The sequence below is a fragment of the Clostridium sp. cel8 genome (assembly GCF_014050525.1).
Lineage (GTDB): Bacteria > Bacillota > Clostridia > Clostridiales > Clostridiaceae > Clostridium_B.
This window is the reverse complement of sequence record NZ_JACGAG010000014.1, coordinates 1-21,261: the sequence shown is the minus strand read 5'-3', so window position 1 is coordinate 21,261 and position 21,261 is coordinate 1. Positions and strand designations below refer to the sequence as shown.

At 28.5% G+C, this 21,261-nt stretch carries 17 protein-coding genes, 1 rRNA gene and 1 other annotated feature; all 18 genes read left to right on the top strand.

The annotated features are described in order from the left end of the window. The first annotated feature begins 1 nt into the window (after position 1). Complete coding sequence (gene pglX, locus H2684_RS10965) at positions 2–3,595, top strand: BREX-1 system adenine-specific DNA-methyltransferase PglX (protein ID WP_182089445.1); 3,594 nt, start codon at positions 2–4, stop codon at positions 3,593–3,595. Positions 3,596–3,620: 25 nt separating this feature from the next. After that, entirely contained in the window at positions 3,621–6,176 is a 2,556-nt protein-coding gene (gene pglZ / locus H2684_RS10960; RefSeq protein ID WP_182089444.1) for a BREX-1 system phosphatase PglZ type A, read from the top strand. Between the two features lie 42 nt (positions 6,177–6,218). After that, positions 6,219–8,249, top strand: coding sequence for a protease Lon-related BREX system protein BrxL (gene brxL / locus H2684_RS10955; protein ID WP_182089443.1), 2,031 nt, complete (start codon positions 6,219–6,221; stop codon positions 8,247–8,249). 15 nt (positions 8,250–8,264) lie between these two features. Next, positions 8,265–9,170, top strand: a complete 906-nt coding sequence (locus H2684_RS10950; protein ID WP_182089442.1) for an ADP-ribosylglycohydrolase family protein — start codon at positions 8,265–8,267, stop codon at positions 9,168–9,170. An 81-nt stretch (positions 9,171–9,251) separates the two neighbouring features. Then, positions 9,252–9,539, top strand: coding sequence for a DUF2508 family protein (locus tag H2684_RS10945; protein ID WP_182089441.1), 288 nt, complete (start codon positions 9,252–9,254; stop codon positions 9,537–9,539). Between the two features lie 102 nt (positions 9,540–9,641). Beyond that, the gene (locus tag H2684_RS10940) at positions 9,642–9,905 is read left to right on the top strand and encodes a pro-sigmaK processing inhibitor BofA family protein (protein WP_182089440.1); all 264 of its coding nucleotides are present in this window, start codon (positions 9,642–9,644) and stop codon (positions 9,903–9,905) included. 88 nt (positions 9,906–9,993) lie between these two features. Then, positions 9,994–10,686, top strand: coding sequence for a DNA/RNA nuclease SfsA (gene sfsA / locus H2684_RS10935; protein WP_182089439.1), 693 nt, complete (start codon positions 9,994–9,996; stop codon positions 10,684–10,686). Between the two features lie 226 nt (positions 10,687–10,912). Then, positions 10,913–11,422: an NUDIX domain-containing protein gene (locus tag H2684_RS10930; protein ID WP_182089438.1), complete on the top strand. Its 510-nt coding sequence runs from the start codon at positions 10,913–10,915 to the stop codon at positions 11,420–11,422. Positions 11,423–11,446: 24 nt separating this feature from the next. Further along, a complete protein-coding gene (locus tag H2684_RS10925) occupies positions 11,447–12,136 on the top strand; it encodes a hydrolase (RefSeq protein ID WP_182089437.1) in 690 nt (229 codons plus the stop codon). Positions 12,137–12,174: 38 nt separating this feature from the next. Beyond that, positions 12,175–12,966, top strand: coding sequence for an EFR1 family ferrodoxin (locus H2684_RS10920; protein WP_182089436.1), 792 nt, complete (start codon positions 12,175–12,177; stop codon positions 12,964–12,966). 189 nt (positions 12,967–13,155) lie between these two features. Continuing rightward, positions 13,156–13,361: a binding site (T-box leader), on the top strand. A gap of 150 nt (positions 13,362–13,511) precedes the next feature. Further along, positions 13,512–14,582, top strand: a complete 1,071-nt coding sequence (locus H2684_RS10915) for an alanine--glyoxylate aminotransferase family protein (protein WP_182089435.1) — start codon at positions 13,512–13,514, stop codon at positions 14,580–14,582. Positions 14,583–14,635: 53 nt separating this feature from the next. After that, a complete protein-coding gene (locus tag H2684_RS10910) occupies positions 14,636–15,571 on the top strand; it encodes a D-2-hydroxyacid dehydrogenase (protein WP_182089434.1) in 936 nt (311 codons plus the stop codon). Positions 15,572–15,603: 32 nt separating this feature from the next. Then, positions 15,604–16,851 (top strand): DUF1015 family protein, encoded by a 1,248-nt coding sequence (locus tag H2684_RS10905; protein ID WP_182089433.1) that lies wholly within the window; start codon positions 15,604–15,606, stop codon positions 16,849–16,851. A gap of 219 nt (positions 16,852–17,070) precedes the next feature. Next, positions 17,071–17,925, top strand: a complete 855-nt coding sequence (locus tag H2684_RS10900; RefSeq protein WP_182089432.1) for a MurR/RpiR family transcriptional regulator — start codon at positions 17,071–17,073, stop codon at positions 17,923–17,925. Positions 17,926–17,959: 34 nt separating this feature from the next. Further along, a complete protein-coding gene (locus H2684_RS10895; protein ID WP_182089431.1) occupies positions 17,960–18,931 on the top strand; it encodes a Gfo/Idh/MocA family oxidoreductase in 972 nt (323 codons plus the stop codon). Positions 18,932–19,045: 114 nt separating this feature from the next. Continuing rightward, positions 19,046–19,726, top strand: a complete 681-nt coding sequence (rpiA, locus tag H2684_RS10890) for a ribose 5-phosphate isomerase A (RefSeq protein ID WP_182089430.1) — start codon at positions 19,046–19,048, stop codon at positions 19,724–19,726. A gap of 119 nt (positions 19,727–19,845) precedes the next feature. Beyond that, positions 19,846–20,790: a GNAT family protein gene (locus H2684_RS10885; protein WP_182089476.1), complete on the top strand. Its 945-nt coding sequence runs from the start codon at positions 19,846–19,848 to the stop codon at positions 20,788–20,790. A gap of 401 nt (positions 20,791–21,191) precedes the next feature. Next, positions 21,192–21,261, top strand: a 16S ribosomal RNA gene (locus H2684_RS10880); the annotation flags it as partial.

Genomic DNA, 21,261 nt, shown 5'->3' with positions numbered 1-21,261 from the left:
AGTGAACAAATCAGCCATAAAGAATTTTGCTGTAAGAGCAAGAAAAAAACTTATTGATGATATCATCCAAAAGGCATATGAACTTGGCATTACAAAAAATGAAATAAAAGATATTGAAACCTTTGAAGGTGGTTTTAAAATTAAAGGCCTTGAAAATAGTAAGACCTATAAAAAATATGAAAAGAAGCAAAGAAATAAATTGGTAGAAAATATTAAACAAAATGGTTTTGATCAGGTAATAGAAGAAGTAGCCTATACATGGTTTAACCGCTTTATTGCATTACGTTTTATGGAAGTTAATGAATATTTACCTACAGGAGTTAGGGTATTATCTTCTATAGAAGACGGAAAAACAGAGCCAGATATTATTAAAGAGGCCTTGAATATAGACTTAGATTTAGATAGAGAACTCATTTACAAACTTATAGATAAAAATGATACTGAGGACTTATACAAATACCTCTTAATAAAACAGTGTAATGAACTGGGTAAAATTATGCCTCAGGTTTTTGAAGAAATAGCAGATTATACAGAACTCTTACTGCCAGACAATTTATTAGGAGAAGGTTCTGTAATAAGGGATTTGGTAGAATCCATTGATGAAGAGGATTATAAGGATCAGGTAGAAATTATAGGATGGCTTTATCAATATTATATATCCGAAAAGAAAGACGAAGTATTTTCTGGGTTAAAAAAAAATAAGAAGATAATTAAGGAAAATATTCCAGCAGCAACACAATTATTTACTCCCAAGTGGATTGTAAAATATATGGTGGAAAATTCACTAGGCAGATTATGGTTAGAATCTCATCCTGATGAAGATTTAAAGGCGGAATGGAAATATTATTTAGAGGAAGCAGAACAGGAACCAGAGGTTCAGGAAAAATTGGATGAATTAAAAGATCCTAACCTTAATCCAGAAGACATTAAAGTACTAGATCCAGCCTGTGGTAGTGGACATATCTTAGTTTATGCCTTCGATGTACTTTATGATATATATTTAAAAGCCAATTATTCTGAAAGACATATACCAAAATTAATTTTAGAGAAAAATTTATACGGATTAGATATAGATGACAGAGCAGGACAACTGGCAGCTTTTGCTTTAATGATGAAGGCAAGAAGTAAGAATAGAAGGATATTCAGAAGAAAGGTAGAGTTAAATGTCTGTTCAATACAGGAAAGTAACGGCATACCAAAAGAGGCTGTAGATTATTTTGTTAATTCAAAATATATAAGTGAACAAAATAATAATCTGAGAAAAGATGTTGAATATTTAATAGAAATCTTTAATGATGCAAAAGAATACGGATCTATACTGGATGTGAAGAAAGTAGATTTTGATGCTATTGAGAAAAGAATAGAAGATATTAAATATGAAAATGTAAAAAATTTGTTTGAAAATCAGTACAGAGAGATTATATTAGAAAAGTTGCCATCACTTGTGAAGCAGGCAAGGATAATGAGTGAAAAGTATGATGTGGTTTGTACTAATCCGCCGTATATGGGAAGAAAAGGTATGAATTCTCAACTTGCCAAATATGTTGACGATAGATTTCCTAATAGTAAGAGTGATTTATTTGCTGTATTTATGGAATTAGGGTTTGTAAAATCTCATGGATTTATGACTATGATAAACCAGCAAGCATGGATGTTTTTATCATCATTTGAAAAACTGAGAAGAAAAATTCTATCTAATAGAACTTTCTATAATATGTTGCATTTGGGAACTAGAACATTTGAAGAAATTGGAGGAGAGGTAGTACAGTCAACTTCATTTGTAATAAGAAATATTAAAATAAATAAATATAAATCAGACTATATTAGACTTGTGGATTTTCCAAATGCGCACCAAAAAGAGCTAAAAATGTTAGAAGCAATTGCTGATAATAAAAAAACTTTTAGGTTTAATTGCAGTAGTGACAACTTTTATAAAATACCTGGAAGCCCTATTGCGTATTGGGTAAGCGAAAATATTAGAGATGTTTTTTCAGCTAACAACTCACTATATAAATTATCCACATCTGCAAGTCAAAATGTTACAGGAAATAATGATAAATATGTTAGGTTTTTTTGGGAAATTGATAAAAATAAAATTGGGAAAGATAATAAATGGATTTTTTATGCAAAAGGTGGAGGGTTTAGAAAATGGTATGGCAATTTAATTAATGTGGTTGATTGGAGTCCAGAATCAAGAGAAATATATAGAACCGGACATGCTTCACAAATTATACCTCAAGAATATTGGTATAAAAAAGGAATTACATGGGGACTAATTTCATCATCACTTCCAAGTTTTAGACTATTACCAGTAGATAGTACTTTTGATAAAGGTGGTTCATCAATATTTATAAATACTGATGAAAATTATAATTATATACTAGGTTTTCTAAATTCAAAGATAGCATTATATTTATTAAAATGTTTAAATATAACACTTAATTTTCAGGTTAAAGATATTAGAAACTTACCAATAAAAATAGATATGCTATCAATAGTAAGTGTACTATCTGAAAAATTAATAGAGTATTCTAAATATGACTGGGATTCCTTCGAAATCTCATGGGATTTTAAAAAGCACCCATTACTACTGCATAAAAAAGATAGCAATAAAATAAAGACAGCTTTTAAGCAGTGGAAAGATTTTGCAAATAAACAATTTGACCAACTTAAAGCTAATGAAGAAGAACTCAACCGAATTTTTATAGAAATTTATGGACTGCAGGATAAGATTACTCCAGAAGTAAAGGATAAAGACATAACTGTAACAAAGATTTTTGAGAGTAAAGATGAAATTTATGATGATATAAAGGGCAATAAATATATATTAACTAGGGAAGATGTTATTAAGTCTTTCATCTCTTATGCAGTGGGATGCATGTTTGGACGCTATTCACTAGATGAAGAAGGTTTAATTTATGCTGGTGGAGAATTTGATATTAATAGATATAAAACTTTTATTCCAACAAAAGATAATGTCATTGTAATACCAGATGACGACTACTTTGAAGATGATATTGTGAATCGTTTTGTTGAATTTGTCAAAGTAACTTTTGGAAAAGAAACATTAGAAGAAAATCTTGATTATATTGCAGAAACTTTAGGAAAAAAATCAAGGGAAACATCAAGACAGACTATAAGAAGGTATTTCCTAAAGGATTTTTATAAAGATCATGTAAAAACCTATAAGAAGAGGCCTATTTACTGGCTATTTAATAGTGGTAAGCAAAATGGATTTAAAGCTATAATTTATATGCACCGTTATGATTCATCTACAGTGGCTAGAGTAAGGATGGACTACTTACATAAGTTACAGAAGAAGTATGAAGCAGAGGTAAGACAAAGTGATATTCTTTTAGAATCTGATTTATCTCCAAGGGAAAAGTCTGCTACAATAAAGAAAAAAGAGAGATTAATCAAGCAGATACAAGAATGTGTTGTCTATGACCAAATAATTGCCCATGTGGCAAATCAAAAGATAAAAATTGATTTAGATGATGGAGTAAAGGTAAATTATAATAAATTTCAAAATATTGAGATTCCGCAAGGAGAAGGTAAAAAACCACTAAAAGCAAACTTATTAGCAAAGATATAAAAATATATAAAAGGTAGGTGAAAAGATGAATTTAGATGAAATAAAAAAAATACTGGAGAAAAATTTAAGCAACGGAACAAGTGATGGAAGAAAAAGAAATATTATATTCTGGTATGATGCGGATGGAGAATTTGTTGATGATATTAATGAACTTGAATTATCTAATGCCAAGATATTGAAACTTAGTAATAATAACAGTTTTTATATAAAATATCTTCTTGAAAAGCAGGATACTGAATCTAACTATTTAATTTATGCTCCTTTTCCAAAGCCACATCCACGAGAAAATTGGCTTTTAGATATAGAAAAATATAGTAGTAAATTTTCTCCAGATAAAGCAACGGTTATTATGAGAGATCTTGGATTAAAAGATGAAACTTTAAGAGGAGTATTTAAGAAATATATAAAGTTTTTTGGAAATAAGGAGAGATATAAAAGGTTTTCTTCTTATAATATAGATATTTTTACAGAAGAAAATGTTCATATATCAGTGTTATCATCTATTTGTAAATTACCAGTAGCAGATTTTGAGATGGTGGTAAAAACTCTATTAATGGAAGAAATAAAAGAAAAGAATAAATATATGCAAGATATTATAAAATTTGCTGATGTTAATGTCTTCTGGAACTTGGTAGAAAAAAAATATGGATACCATATGGGAAAAAAGAGCCTGGAGCAGCTAATAATTATGTTCTTAGTAACAGATTTTGCTTATAATTTAGAAGCAAAAATACCTGCTACATGGAAGAAGTTTGTATCTACAAAAAAGGAAGAGGTAATAGTATTTGTTAATCATTTTATGAATCATTCATCAGATTGTAAAGTATATGACCAAATAGCGGAAAAAATAGAGCAGAAGTTAAATCTAAAAAATTATATATCAAAATGGAACTTAGAAGATTATATTCAATGTAATACATTTAAGGCAATTGATGAAGAGATTATTCATTGGTTGGTTCAAAATCTTATTGATAATATTGGTGAATATGAAAGATACCGTAAAATTATCAATAAGAGAAGGACTACTCATTGGTTTCCTAAGTTAAAGCATGAATATAATACTATATATTTTGCAATGGAAATTTTAAGGCTAGAAAATGAATTGCAAAAATCTATTAAAGGTTCTACGGCATATGAAGTGGTAGACAATTATACCAAGATTTATTATTTATTTGATTTGTTTTATAGAAAGTTTTACTTATCATTTGATAAAATTGAAAATAAAGATAGATTTATTGAATTGGCTCAAATTATTGAGAATACATATAATCATTGGTATTTAGAAGAGTTATCTATGAAGTGGTCTAGTAGGATTAATGAGGAATTAATAGATGATATTAGGATTGATGGATTAGTAAAACAACAAGATTTTTATAAAAAATATATTTCACCTTATATAAAAAATGGAGAAAGGGTTTTTATTATTATTTCAGACGCTTTTCGCTATGAGGCAGCAAAAGAATTTACGGATATTATTAATAGAGATAGAAGAGGAAAGGCGGAGTTAAAGTATATGCAAGGAGTTATTCCTTCTTATACAAAGTTGGGAATGGCTTCTTTGCTGCCTCATGAGAATATTGAAATAACTAATAATGCAGAAGTTCTCGTAAATGGTATTAATTCTTCTGGTACAGAAAATAGGCAGAAAATACTATCTAAGTATTCTGATAATGCAGTTGCCATTCAGTATAATGATATAAGAGATATGAAAAGGCCTGAATACAAAAAAATCTTTGAAGGGAAAAAGTTAATTTATATTTATCATAATATGATAGATGCTATAGGTGATAAGCCTTCAACGGAAAGAGATATTTTTGAAGCGGTAGAAAAAACATTTGAAAATTTAAATATGCTTATTAAAAATCTAGTAAATAATGTAAGTGCTACTAATATATATATAACTGCAGATCATGGCTTTATATATAGTAGATCATATATACAAGAATTTAATAAGGTTTCAAGGATGGATGTAGATAAAATAGATGAAGGAAGAAGATTTATTTTAACTGAAAATAAAGTAAATGAACAGGGTATTTTTTCTTTACCAATGAAGTACTTACTAGGTAAAAATAGTAACCTAAATGCTGTTATTCCAAAAGGAGTTACTAGATTTAAAATACAAGGAGCAGGAGATAAGTATGTTCATGGGGGAGTGTCATTGCAAGAAATTGTTATCCCTGTTATTAAATTTAAAAATATTAGAAAAGATGAATATAAGCCATCTAAAGTAGAAGTCAAATTAACAAATATTTCACGAAAAATTACTAATAGGATTACCTTCTTGGAGTTTTTCCAAAAGGATAAAGTAGAGGATAAAAAATTGCCATTAACTTTAAGATTGTACTTTGTAGATGAAGGTGGAAATAGAATTTCAAACGAGAACATTATTATTGCAGATAGTAGATCATCAAAGCCAGAAGAACGTACATTTAGAGAGAAATTTACTTTAAAAGATCGGTCTTATGATAAGAGTAAGGAATATTATTTAATAATGGAAGACGATGATGAAACAGTAGAAAAAATATATGAAAAAATACCATTTATGATTGATTTAGCAATTATGAATGATTTTGGGTTTTAATAATCTCTGTGGAAAATAGAGATTAACATGGGAGAGATAAGTATGGATGAACTGAATAGTAAATTAAACACTTACTTTGCAGGTAGGGTGGTTAGAAAAGATTTAACAAAAAAAATTAAAGAAGGTGCTAATGTACCTATATATGTATTGGAATACTTATTAGGAATGTATTGTGCAACTGAGGATGAAGAGGGTATTAACGATGGTGTGGAGAGAGTTAAGAAAATTCTGGCTGATAATTTTGTAAGACCTGATGAAGCAGAAAAAGTAAAATCCAAGATAAAGGAACTTGGACAGTATACTGTAATAGATAAAATAACTGTAAAACTTAATGAAAAGAAAGATATTTATGAAGCACAATTTTCTAATTTAGGATTAAAGGGAGTTGAGATATCATCTCATTATGTAAAAGAATATGAAAAACTTCTTTCAAGTGGTATTTGGTGTATTTTGAAAATGAGTTATTTTTATGACGAGGAGATAAGAGATGTAAGCCCGTTTAATATCTCGAATTTGACACCTATTCAAATGCCTAATTTAGATATTGAGGAGATATTTAAAGGGAGAAGATATTTTACCAAAGAAGAATGGATAGATGTATTATTAAGATCCACTGGGATGGAGCCTACACAATTAAAATATAATGTTAAGTGGCATTTATTAGCAAGAATGATTCCTTTGGTAGAAAATAATTTTAATTTATGTGAACTAGGACCTAGAGGTACAGGCAAATCACATATTTATAAAGAAATATCCCCTAATTCAATTTTAGTATCTGGTGGTCAAACAACGGTTGCAAATTTATTTTATAATATGTCAACAAGGAAGATTGGATTGGTTGGACTTTGGGATGTTGTGGCTTTTGATGAAGTTGCAGGAATTACATTTAAGGATAAAGACGGTATACAAATTATGAAAGATTATATGGCTTCAGGTTCCTTTGCTAGAGGTAGAGAAGAAAAGAATGCTTCGGCTTCTATGGTATTTGTAGGCAATATTAATCAAAGTGTAGATGTGTTATTAAAAACATCACACTTATTTGAGCCATTTCCTGAGGTAATGGCTTATGATAGTGCGTTTTTTGATCGTATTCATTTTTACATTCCTGGATGGGAGATTCCAAAGTATCGCCCTGAATTTTTTACCAATGAATATGGATTTATTACTGATTACCTATCAGAATTCTTTCGTGAGATGAGAAAAAGGTCTTTTTCTGATGCTATTGATAAATATTATAATTTTGGTAATAACCTTAATCAAAGAGATGTTATTGCAGTAAGAAAAACTGTATCTGGGCTTGTAAAACTAATATACCCTAATGGAGAGTATACAAAAGAAGATATTGAGGAAATCCTAAGATATGCTCTTGTTGGAAGAAGACGAGTTAAGGAACAATTGAAAAAAATTGGTGGAATGGAATTCTATGATGTACATTTTTCATATATAGATAAAGAAACTTTTAATGAAGAATTTGTATCGGTACCAGAACATGGCGGAGGTAAATTAATACCAGAAGGAATGAATAAACCAGGTCATGTTTATGTAGTAGGACACGGTGAAAATGGCATGCTTGGTACATTTAAAATAGAAACGGAAGTTGTACCAGGTTCAGGGAAGTTTGAAAGAACAGGTTTAGGATCTAATAGAAAAGTGAAGGAGAGTATTAATATAGCTTTTAACTATTTTAAGGCAAATAAAAAGAATATAAGTGGAACTATTTCTGTTCAAACTTTTGACTATCTAATGCATGTTCAAGATTTACAAGGTATAGGGGTAACTTCTGAATTATCTCTGGCAGCATTTGTTGCTTTGTGCTCAGGTGCATTAAAGAAACCTGTTCAAAGTCAGATTGTTATATTAGGTTCCATGAGTATTGGAGGTACTATAACCAAAGTTGAGGAATTGGCAAGTACACTTCAAGTATGTTTTGATGCTGGAGCAAAGAAAATTTTGTTACCTATGGCATCAGCTGTAGATATACAGACAGTACCACCAGAACTATTTGCAAAATTTCAGATTTCATTTTATCAAAGTCCTGAAGATGCTGTGTTTAAGGCATTAGGTGTAGAATAAAGGGAAGTGTGTTTTATGGATAGATATGAACGCATACTTGGAGGAATTTTTGGTGTTGCTTGCGGTGATGCTTTAGGTGGAACGTTGGAATTCATGTCAAAGAATGAAATTGAAAAGAAATATGGATATCTAAAAAATATTATTGGTGGAGGTCATTGGAACTTAGTACCTGGTGAAGTGACAGATGATACAATGATGACTATTGCTGTGGCAGAAGGTATCTTGGACAGCCCAGACAATCCTATTGAATATATTGGAAAACACTTTATGAGATGGTATAATAGTAATCCAAGGGATATAGGTAACATTATTCGAATTGTACTTAGTGAGTATAAAAGAAGTAATGATTGGATGAAAGCATCTTACTATGCCCATAAAGTAACAGGCGGCATGACTGCTGGAAATGGTTCACTTATGAGGTGTTTGCCAGTAGCACTTTATTATAATGATATTGAAAAAATACTTAAAATTACTGCTTTACAAAGCGTTCTTACCCATTATGATCATAAAGCAACGGAGGCATGTCAGTTTTATAATTTATTAGTTTATAACTATCTAAATGAAAAGTCTAAAGTATCTACTATAATAGAACATATCGAAAAATATCCAGAGTATAAAAAGGTTTTTCAGATATCAAAATATGAATTGAAGCCAAGTGGATATGTGTTTGATACGCTTATATGTTCATTATGGTGTTTTATTAATACTTCTTCATTTGAGGATGCTGTATGTGAAGCAGCTAATCTAGGAGGAGATGCTGATACTATAGCCGCTATTACTGGTGGAATTGCTGGAGTGTATTATGGTTACAATACAATTCCTGACAGGTGGAAGAAAAAAATTTTGCTAAAAGATAAGTTAATTTCTATAGCACAGCGAATTATAAATGATAATCATGGGATAACAGAAAAATCAGAATGACATTATAATATTGACTAATTTGTATATTAATCCTGATTTATGTCAATTATTTATATATTAATGTAAATTAGGAGGTATTTTATGAATAAGAGAAATATAATTAAATTACTATTTGGTAAAAAATTAAAATATACAAAAAGTCAAATGAAGCTTTTAAATGATATAGAAAAAGCAAGAGAAGAAATAAATAAATGTAATGCTTATTTTGATTCAGTAAAAGATCCATATCTTGTTGATTATGCAATTTATATGGAAAAGGCCGCAAAAGCAAAATATATGTATTTATTAAGTCAAGCAAAGAAAAATGGAATTAAAGCAAGCACTGAAAATATAATTGAAGGCTTTTATCCTATTAAAAAATCATCTTAAAGGAAAATTAACATTTCTATTTTGTATTAATGTTTTATTATTGATAGAATATAATTTAATAGTAAAAGATTGTTTATAATATTAATACAAGGAGATGTTTAAATGTTTCAATTTGAATATATAGGATATTTTTTAATTTCAATTTTAGCCCTATATATAATTGTAAAGGTGTTTTCATGGCCTATAAGGATACTTTTTAAACTTATTGTAAATGGAGTTTTAGGAGCTTTATTACTGATACTAGTTAATTTTGTAGGAAAATATTTTGGACTTTATATAGGAATAAATGCAATTACAGCTTTAATAGCAGGTTTTTTTGGAATACCTGGAGTTATATTTTTAATTATTTTTAAATTATTTTTCTAATGATACCTTTATGGATGTGTTTTAAATAAAGCATGTCTATTTTTATAATAACTTTTTCAGCTTAAGGTAGCGTAATAGGAGTGATAGATTGAATTTTGATAAACCAACAGTAAGAGGAGAGTTTATAAAAAGGCCCAACAGATTTATAGCATATGTAAATATAGGTGGTAGTGTAAATGTAGTTCATGTTCCAAATACGGGAAGATGCAAGGAAATTTTGCTGCCTGGGGCTGAAGTTGTGCTTAGATGTGAGAATAATAATAACAGAAAAACTAAATATGATCTGATAGCGGTGTATAAGAATAATAATCTTATAAATATAGATTCACAAGTGCCAAATAAAGTAGTTGAAGAAGCATTGAAGAATCATAAAATACCTAGATTTGAGAATTATAATAATATTGAAAGAGAGAAGACATTTGGAAATAGTAGATTTGACTTTAAGCTTTCACAAGATGCACAGAAGGTTTGCTATCTTGAAGTAAAAGGAGTTACGCTAGAAGAAAATGGTATAACAAAGTTTCCAGATGCACCAACAGAAAGAGGTAAGAAACATGTACTTGAACTTATAGAAGTAAAAAAATCAGGAAGAGAAGCTGCAATTTTATTCTTAATTCAGATGAAAAATGTAAGCTATTTCACACCGCAAGATAAAACAGATAAGGAATTTGGACAAGTACTTAGATTAGCTGATAAATGTGGTGTTGATATAATGGCATATAATTGTGATTTAGGAGAAGATTTTATAACTTTAAAAGATGAGATAGAAGTTAGACTTTAAATTATAGTGAATAGATAAGTTTTAATAAAGTATTAATTTAAAGATTTGAATACAGTTTATATTTGAAAAATATTACATATGTATATTATAATATAAGTATATGTTTTCATTTATGTACTATAATATATTTATATGTTTTAATTATATTAATAGAAATGAAACACTTCAACCATAAATGTCCTGTTTCTTTAGGGGGTGTAAGCTGTTTTTATACAGCGGTAAAGTTATGAAATTTAATTATTGTCCTATATGTGGAAGAAAGTTAGATAAAAAGTATAGTTGGGATGAAGGTGATGTACCTTATTGCCCTGTTGATGATATGTTGTATTTTGATACTCCAAAACCATGCATTGTAGTTGCAGTTATAAATGATGATAAAATATTACTGTTAAAGCAAAGTTACATATATGAAAATTCAAAGGTATTGCTTTCAGGATATGTTTCAAATGGAGAAACTGTTGAAGAAACTGTACATAGAGAGGTTATGGAGGAAGCTGGGCTAAAAATTAAAGATTTAAGGTATCTTGGAAGTGATTATGTAGATGGTAAAGATATAGTAATGCTTACATTTATGGCAAAGTATAATGGAGGTCAGATAAAAAAATCTCCTGAAGTAGAAGGACTTAATTGGGCTAATTTAGATGATGCAATTTCTCAAATGAGTGAAGATTTTATAGGTAAAAGAGTGGTAAATAAAGTTTTGGGTATACTTAAAAATGAAAAAAATAATTACTAAAAATTTTTATTAAGGAGGAAAAATGTGGCTAAATATGTGCCTGAAATAAGAGGAATTTTAAAAAGACATACTATTCAGTTGCCAGAAGTTATAAGAGAGGCAAGTGGAATAAAAATATTTGGAAAAAGATTAAAATCTTTTGTTTTTACAACTGATGTAGCAATTATAAAAAACACAAATGCAGATGCAGTTATTGCAGTTTATCCATTTACTCCTCAGCCACTTATAACTCAAGCAATTGTGTTAGCTGCAGATATTCCCGTTTTCTGTGGAGTTGGTGGAGGAGTTACATCTGAAAGAAGAGTTATTAATTTAGCACTTGATGCAGAGTTTAAAGGAGTTATGGGTGTTGTTGTAAATAGTAATACACCTAATTATGTTATAAAAGAGATAAGAGATACTATTGATATACCTATAATAGTTACTGTAATATCAGAATATGAAAATATAAAAGAAAGAATAGAAGCTGGTGCTACAATAATAAATGTGTCAGGTGCTGATAAAACTGATACGATAGTTAGAAATATAAGGAAGGAATATCCTACATTTCCTATAATGGCCACAGGAGGGCTTACAGATGAAAGCATAAGAGAAACTATAAAATCTGGAGCAAATGCAATAACTTTTACTCCTCCTACTGCAAGTGAGATATTAAGCAAAATTATGGATAAGTATAGAAAAAAATATGAGAAAACAGATTCTATGAATAACTAGTTTATTTTAAAATAAATTAGTTATTAGAGGGAGTTAGTATGAATGGTGTTTTGTATTATTTTAGTGGTACTGGAAATACTAAATGGGTTGCAGATAAATTTAAAGTTGCGTTTAAATCATATAACATAGATTTAAAATTAATAAATATAGAGGATAAGGAAAAAGTAAAAAATCAAGCTTCAAAAAAATGTGATTTTATAGTTGTAGGTTCACCAGTACATGCAGAATTTCCACCAAAGATTATGTGTGATTTTTTGAATAAACTTAAATTTCAGGATAAAAATATTAAAGCTATAGTATACTCTACACAAGGTGGAAAATCATCAGCCTGTTCGCGGTTTATGTCAAAATGTCTTAGAAAAAAAGGATATAAAGTTCTTGAGCAAATTTGTATAAAAATGCCCAATAATTATTATTTTTCAGTAGGTAAAAAACCTAGTAAGAATAGTATTAAAATTTTACTATCAAATGCTGAAAAAAAGATACAATATATTGTAAAAAACTTTATAGAGAATAAATATATAATTGAATCAAATAATGAACTAAGACTTCAATTTAGCAAGATTTTATGTAATTTTTTTAGAAAGAGTATTCCTAAAATATCTAAGAATATAGCTTCTACAAAAGATTGTAATAAGTGTGGTCTATGTCTTATGAACTGTCCACAAAATAATATAACTTTTGAAAATGGACATGCTATATTCCATAGTAAATGTATTTTATGTATGAGATGTATTCATATTTGTCCTATAAATGCAATAACATATAAGAATAAAAGTGTAGAACAAACACAAAAGGATATTATGAAGTCACTTGATATACATAAATAAAATTATATTTTTATGAACATTATTAATAGTTACACATATACTATTGTTAAATAGAAGTAAAATAGTCTTATGGTAAATGTTTGTTAACAAAAAAATATATAAAAAAATTTTAAAAAGTATTGACATATTAAAATTGAAATTCTATAATAAAATACAATCTTACTAATAAATTTGAGATTTAAAAATTTAATATATCCTATGAAAAGAATAGTAACTTAAAATGAATTTAAGAGAGCTGGTGGTTGGTGCAAACTGGTAATTTTATTTTAAGTGAATCCGTCTTTGAGGATTATTACGATGAGTAATACGGTATGTCCGTTATTTATATGAGAGGGTTGTAATTTAGATTTAATTACAATCAATTAGGGTGGCAACGCGAATCAATCGTCCCTGTATAGATTGATTTGCGTTGTTTTTATTTTTATACTTTATTTTTATACTTTTAATTTTAGTGTATAAACTATAAAGTCAGATTATTGTGTAAATTTGACTTTATCAATATATAACTTCGCATAGTTAAAGTAAATTATTTTGGAGGTAAAAAAATGCATAAAAAGTTATTTATACCAGGACCAGTTGAAGTATCAGAAGATGTATTACAAAAGATGGCTACACCTATGATAGGACATAGAAGTAAGGAAGCTTCTGAACTTCAGAGAAATATTAGTGATAAACTAAGAAAAGTGTTTCATACTAAGGAGGAAATTTTACTTTCTACTTCTTCAGGCACAGGTCTTATGGAAGCAGCTATAAGATGTAGTACTGTGAAAAGGGCAGCTGTATTCTCGGTAGGAGCTTTTGGAACTAGATGGCATAAAATTGCAGAGTGCAATAATGTACCTGCTGATTTGTTTGAGGAAGAATGGGGAAAAGCTGTTGATGTTGATAGAATAGATAAGGTTCTAGCTACAGGTAAATATGATGTGCTTTGTATAACACACAATGAAACTTCTACAGGAGTTATGAATCCAGTTGAGGAAATATCAAAGGTATTAAAAAAATATCCAGAAGTTGTATGGTGCCTTGATACAGTTAGTTCTATGGGAGGTACTAAGATAGAAGTAGACAAACTTGGAGTTGATATTTGTCTTACATCTACACAAAAAGCTATAGGGCTTCCACCAGGAATGGCAATATGTTCTTTTTCAAAGAAGGCAATTGAAAGAGCTAAGAAAGTAAAGTTTAGAGGATATTATTTAGATCTACTATCTTTATATAATTATATTCATAAAAAAGATTATCAATATCCATCAACACCATCGCTTTCTCATATGTTTGCTCTTGATTATCAGCTTGATAAAATTCTTTCTGAAGGACTTGAAAATAGATATAAAAGACATTTAGAAATGGCTGAATATGTTAGAGCTTGGGCAAGAAAATATTTTGCACTTTATTCTGATGAGAGATATTTATCAAATACTGTAACTAATATAAAAAATACAAGAGGAATTGATATTAATGATTTGAATAAACAGCTTGGAGAGAGAGGATTCCAAATATCAAATGGATATGGAAAATTAAAAGGCAAAGCATTTAGAATAGCTCATATGGCTGATCTTACATTGGATGACATAAAAGAACTTTTAAACAACATAAACGATATACTACAATTATAAAATTTATTTAATCTGAATTTTATAAATATTTATTTATTTAGGAGGTTTCAAAATTGATAAAAATATTAGTAAGTGATGGAATGGAAAGGATAGCTATAGATAAATTAGTTGAAGATGGATTTGAAGTTGTGGATAAACATTATGAAGAAGATGAATTGAAAGAGCAAATAAAGAATTTTGATGTAATAGTAGTTAGGTCTGCAACTAAAATAAGAAAGCCACTTATAGATATTGCAAAAAATGGTAAACTTAAATTGATAATAAGAGGTGGAGTAGGGCTTGATAATATAGACGTAGAATATGCTAGAGAAAATGGTATACAAGTAAATAACACACCTAATGCAAGTACTGTATCTGTTGCTGAAATGACTTTGGCTCATATGCTTACAATTTCAAGATTTATAAATACCGCTAATATTACAATGAGGCAAGGAAAATGGGAAAAGAAAAAATATAAGGGTGTTGAATTATATGGAAAGACACTTGGACTTATAGGATTTGGAAGAATAGCTAAGGAAGTAGCAAAAAGAGCAAAAGCTATGGGAATGAAAGTAGTTTACTATGATAAGCTTGGTAAGGCTAAAGGATATAATGACTATACTTTCTATAACTTTAATGATTTGCTAAAAAAGGCTGATTATATATCTGTCCATATTCCATTTGCTAAAAATACTAAACCACTGATTGGAAAAGAACAATTTGAGATAATGAAAGATGGGGTGTATTTAATAAATTGTGCAAGAGGAGGAGTTGTAGATGAAAAAGCATTGTTAGATGCACTTAACTCTGGAAAAGTTGCAGGAGCAGGAATTGATGTATTTTGTGATGAACCAAAACCAAATCAGGAATTGTTAAATCACGATAGAGTATCTGTTACACCGCACATAGGAGGATCTACAAAGGAAGCACAACAGAGAATAGGATTAGAAATAGTTAATATAGTTGAAAAATTTTTTAATTATGAAAATAAAAAAATTATAAATGCATAAAGTTATTTTATAGAAAATAATTGGAGGATAATATGGCTATTATAAAACCATTTAAAGCTATAAGACCAAGAAATGATTTAGCAAGTAAAGTTGCTGCTCTTCCATATGATGTAATGAGCAGCTCTGAAGCAAGAGAAAAAGTTAAGGGAAATAAATATTCATTTCTTCATGTTGATAAGGCTGAAGTTGACTTGGATAAAAGTATAGATATATATGATAAAAGAGTATATGAAAAGGCAAGAGAAAACCTTAATAAGATGATTGAGGAAAATGTATTAATAGAAGATAAAAAGCCATGTTTATATATATATAGATTGACTATGAATGGCAAAAGTCAAACTGGTATTGTTGGATGTACTTCTATTGATGAATACATGAATAATAAGATAAAGAAACACGAGAATACAAGACAAGATAAGGAAATTGATAGAATAAATCATGTAGATTATTGTAATGCTAATACAGGACCAATTTTTATGACATATAGGAATAATAAAGAAATTAATAATATTATAGATAGTTGGATAAAAAAAGATCCAGTATATGATTTTAAAGCTGACGATGGAGTTTTCCATAAAGTATGGGTTATAGATGATGATGATGTTATTTTGGATATACAAAATGCATTTAAAAATATAGATAGTCTTTATATAGCTGATGGACATCATAGAGCAGCATCTGCAGTAAAGGTTGGACTAAAAAGAAGGAAAGAAAAAGTTAATTATAATGGTAATGAAGAATTTAACTTTTTCTTATCTGTAGTATTTCCAGACTCTGATTTGCGCATTATAGATTATAATAGAGTAGTTAAGGATTTAAATGGACTTGATACAAAAGATTATTTTAATAAAATTAGAGAAAAATTTGAAGTTTCTTTATATGAGGAAGAAGGACAATTTAAACCTTGCAAGGAACACACATATGGCATGTATTTAGATGGAAAGTGGTATGTGCTTAAAGCAAAGGAAAATAGTTATAACAGTAAAGATGTAGTTTCAAGTTTAGATGTATCAATTCTTCAAGATAATTTGTTGGAACCTGTTTTGGGTATAAAAGATCCAAGACAAGATAGTAGAATTGATTTTATAGGAGGAATAAGAGGACTTAAAGAACTTGAAAGAAAGGTTGACTCTGGTGAATATAAAGTGGCATTTTCAATGTATCCAGTTACATTAGAAGAACTTATGAAAATTGCAGATGAGGGAAAAGTTATGCCACCTAAATCCACATGGTTTGAACCTAAACTAAGAAGCGGGTTGTTTGTTCATAAATTGGGGTAAAAAATGAAATAATAGAAAGCATAAAGGAGAAAAGCAAAATCCTTAAAAAGATTTTAGCAATTCGAATTTATGCTTTTTTATGTTGAAATTTATATAAAAGTATAAGAAAATAAATTTCATGAAATAAATATTGACAAAATTAATATATCATAATATAGTAAAGATAGAAATTAAGAAATGTTTTATCAAGAAACTCTTTTGATAAAGGAGATAGAATATGTGGAAAATAATAAAACTGTATTAGATATGATTCTTTCAGTGTATGATAGTCTTTTTGAAGCAGAAAAAAAGATAGCAAAGTACATTATAAATAACAAGGAAAAAGTTATAGATATGACAATTTCAGAATTAGCTTCTAAAAGTGGTAGCAGCGAAGCAACAGTTTCAAGATTTTGCAAGAAATGTCATATGAAAGGATTTCATCATTTGAAGATAAGTCTAGCAAAAGAAATGGTAGAATCAAATGAAAATCCAGTACCTGTATCTAATGACATTGATGAATCTAATATTAGACAATCTCTACAAAATATTTTAGCTAATAAAATAGAAGAGATAAAACAGACTGTGCAAATGATAGATGAAAAAGAATTTAAAGAGATATTAGATTTACTTAGAAATGCTAAATCTGTTCAATTTGCTGCAGTTAGTAACACAATTCCAGTTGCTTTAGATGGTGCATATAAGTTTAATCAAATTGGTATTCCAGCAGTGTCATATACTATTTGGCAAACTCAAATAGCATATACATATAACTTAACAGAAAAAGATGTTGTAATTGCAATATCTAATTCAGGAGAATCAAAAAGGTTAATAGATGTAGTTGAGGTTGCAAAGAGTAAGGGGGCAACTACTATCTCCATTACTAATAATGAATATTCTCCTCTTGCAATTTCTAGTAACTATCATATTATAACTGCCACAAGAGAAAAATTGTTTTTAGATGAATATTACTTTTCTAGAGTATCTGCTTCTGTAGTAATTGAGATTTTATATTTATTTCTAACTGTAGGGAAAAAAGATGTATATGAAAATATTAGCAGACATGAACAATCTATAGCTGATGATAAATTCTAAAAATATTATTTAATTATAAGGAGAGGAATTTAATATGAAAAAATATAATTGGGCTATTTTAGGGACTGGTACTATAGCAAGAGAAATGGCAACTGCATTAAATGAGGTAAATGGTGAGATTTATGCTGCAGGTAATATAAATTTGCCTAAAGCTCAACAATTTGCTAAAGAATTTAATGTTAAAAATGTTTATAGTGATTGTGATGCTATGATCAAAGATCCTAATGTAGATATAGTATATATTTCAACACCTCATAATGTACATTATGAATATTTATTAAAGGCAGTAAAAAACGGGAAACATGTACTTTGTGAAAAGGCAATTACAGTAAATGCAAAACAATTAGATGAAGTAGTTAGCATTGCAAAAGAAAAGAATTTAGTTGTTCAAGAAGGAATGACAATGTACCACATGCCTTTATATAAAAAATTAAGAGAAATAGTTAATTCTGGAGCTATAGGTAACGTAAAGATGGTTCAAGTTAATTTTGGAAGTTGTAAAAAATATGATGTAAAAAACCGTTTCTTTAGCAAAGAGCTAGCAGGAGGAGCTCTTTTGGATATAGGTGTATATGCAACCTCATTTGCAAGATACTTTATGGAGAGTAAGCCAAATGTTATACTTACAACTGCTAAATATTTCGAAACTGGAGTGGATGAACAATCCGGTATAATTATGAAAAATGACTGTGATCAAATGGCGGTAATGGCTTTAACTATGAGAGCAAAGCAACCAAAACGTGGAGTTGTTGCTGGAGAATTAGGATACATTGAAGTTAATAACTATCCAAGAGCAGATAAGGCTACTATCACTTATACAGAAGATGGAAGAACTGAAGAACTTCATTTAGGAGAAACAGAGAAGGCTCTTAATTATGAAGTACAGGATATGCAAGAGTATATTATGAATAAAACTGGTGATGAACAACTTAATTTATCAATAGACGTAACTCATCTATTAAGTGAAATAAGAAATCAATGGGGATTCGTATATCCATTTGAATAAATTATAGCTGTATTTAGTATTGGGGCTGTTGCATTAGCAAATTTTTTTATGCTAATGTGACAGGCCTTTTATGTAGTTTTTATAAAGTAGTCAATATTTAAGGAGGATAACAAAATGGATACTAATAATTTAAAGAAGGCTTGTGCAAAAGAGGCATTAAAATATATAAAAAATAATACTGTAATTGGACTTGGCGGAGGAAGAACTATTGCATACATGATAGATTATATAATAGAAGATAAAAATCTTAATGTTAAAATAGTTACACCATCGATTCAGACAAAAATGTTATGTATAGAAAAAGGTCTAGAAGTTCTTCATACATGTGCTGTAGACAGAATATCAGTGGCATTCGATGGATGCGATGAGGTTGATTTGAATCTCAATGCATTAAAAAGTGGTGGTGGAATTCATACAACTGAGAAATTAATTGCAAATATAGCAGATCAGTATATATTGCTTGTAGATGAGGATAAAGTTTCAGATTCATTAACATTTAAAAAGCCTGTGGTACTTGAAATTTTAAGAGATTCTCTAAAATATGTTGAAAGAGTAGTTAAAAAATTAGGAGGAATACCTAAAATTAGAAAAAGTTCTATAAAAGATGGATTTACAGTAAGTGATAATGGAAATTTCTTAATAGATGTAACTTTTGAAAATGTTACAGATATTAAAAAATTGGAGAAAAATTTAAAAGATATAAGTGGGGTTATTGATACTTCATTATTTGTAGGTGTGGTTAGCAGAGTATTAGTTGCTAGTACAAATGGTATTAGAATAATTAAGAAAAACTAATATCTATTTTAATAATGGCTGATCATTCCTATTGTTTCTTTTATGCTATAATATATTTGTTTATATATTATAGTATATTTTCAAATGCATAGAAATATTTATAGGTGGTGTAAGTATTGATGGAAAATACACAGGCTGTTATGATTGATTTGGTAAAAGGAAGTTCAAGTGAATACATTATAAGAGATAATTTAGGTATAACTATAGGTAGAGTTTTTACATTAGATTTTTCAAAAATAAATAAATATACTATGCTTAGAATGAAATTTTATAAATCAGGTGATAGAAGTTATAAGTTATTAAGAGAGTCACTTGAGGTATTAACTAAAAGTTTATTTCAAAATATGAGCTTAAATAAAATTAATATATTAGTAGATGATGATATAAATATGGATGCTTTTATCGATTCAGGATTTAAATTTGAAGGTATCATATCAAATAGTATAAAAAATAAATCAAAATATAAAAATGAAATACTGTTTGGTATTGATTTTAATGAATTTAAAAATATAACTATAAATAAAGGATTGCATATAAATGGAAAGAATATTAATATAAAGTTGCTTACACCAAGTGATACTAATGACTTACTTAAATATTATATAAAAAATAGAGAATATCTTAGTAAATTTGAACCTAAGCGTGAAGAAGAGTTTTATACATTTAATGTACAGAAAAAGAATTTAATTGAAGATTATAAAGATTTCTTAAATGGAAAGAGCTTAAATTTTGGAATATATAAAAATTCTAAATTAATTGGTAAAATACAAATGTCTAATGTAGTAACTGGTATTTTTAAAAGTGCATTTGTTGGATATTCTATAGATGAAGATGAACAAGGTAAAGGATATATGAAAGAAGCTTTAGGTCTTGTTGTAAACTATGCTTTTGAAGAAATGAATTTACATAGGTTAGAAGCATCTACTCTTGTAGATAATTTTAGATCCCAAGCTGTGTTAGAATCCTGTGGTTTTAATAAATTGGGGTTAAATAAAAGTTACTTATTTATTAATGGAAAATGGAGAGATCATATTACATTTTATAAGATTAATTCTAAAATGTAAGTATTTTATAAATAAACATTACCTGGTGTATCAATATGTAAATAATAAAGTATTATATAGTATATAAGAGATATTTTTATATAAATTTGTCAAATATAAAATTTAAAATTTTGATATGTGTGAGTCTGTGATATAATGAATTTCGTTGTCTTGAAGGGGAGCAATACAATCCAAGCAGGACGACAAAGCAATGTAAATCAGCATTTAAAAAAAGATAAAAAAATGTTGACAAATGCAAAATAAGATGATAGAATATAAAAGCTGTCTTAAGAGATGGCAAGAAAAAATGATCCTTGAAAATTAAACAGAGCATAAATAAGTGAAAGCTTATATAAATAAACCAGCAATTCTTTGTATTAATTTTAAATGAGCAAAGGAAACTTTTAAAAAAAGGAAACTTTTAAATTGAGAGTTTGATCCTGGCTCAGGACGAACGCTGGCGGCGTGCCTAACACATGCAAGTCGAGCGAA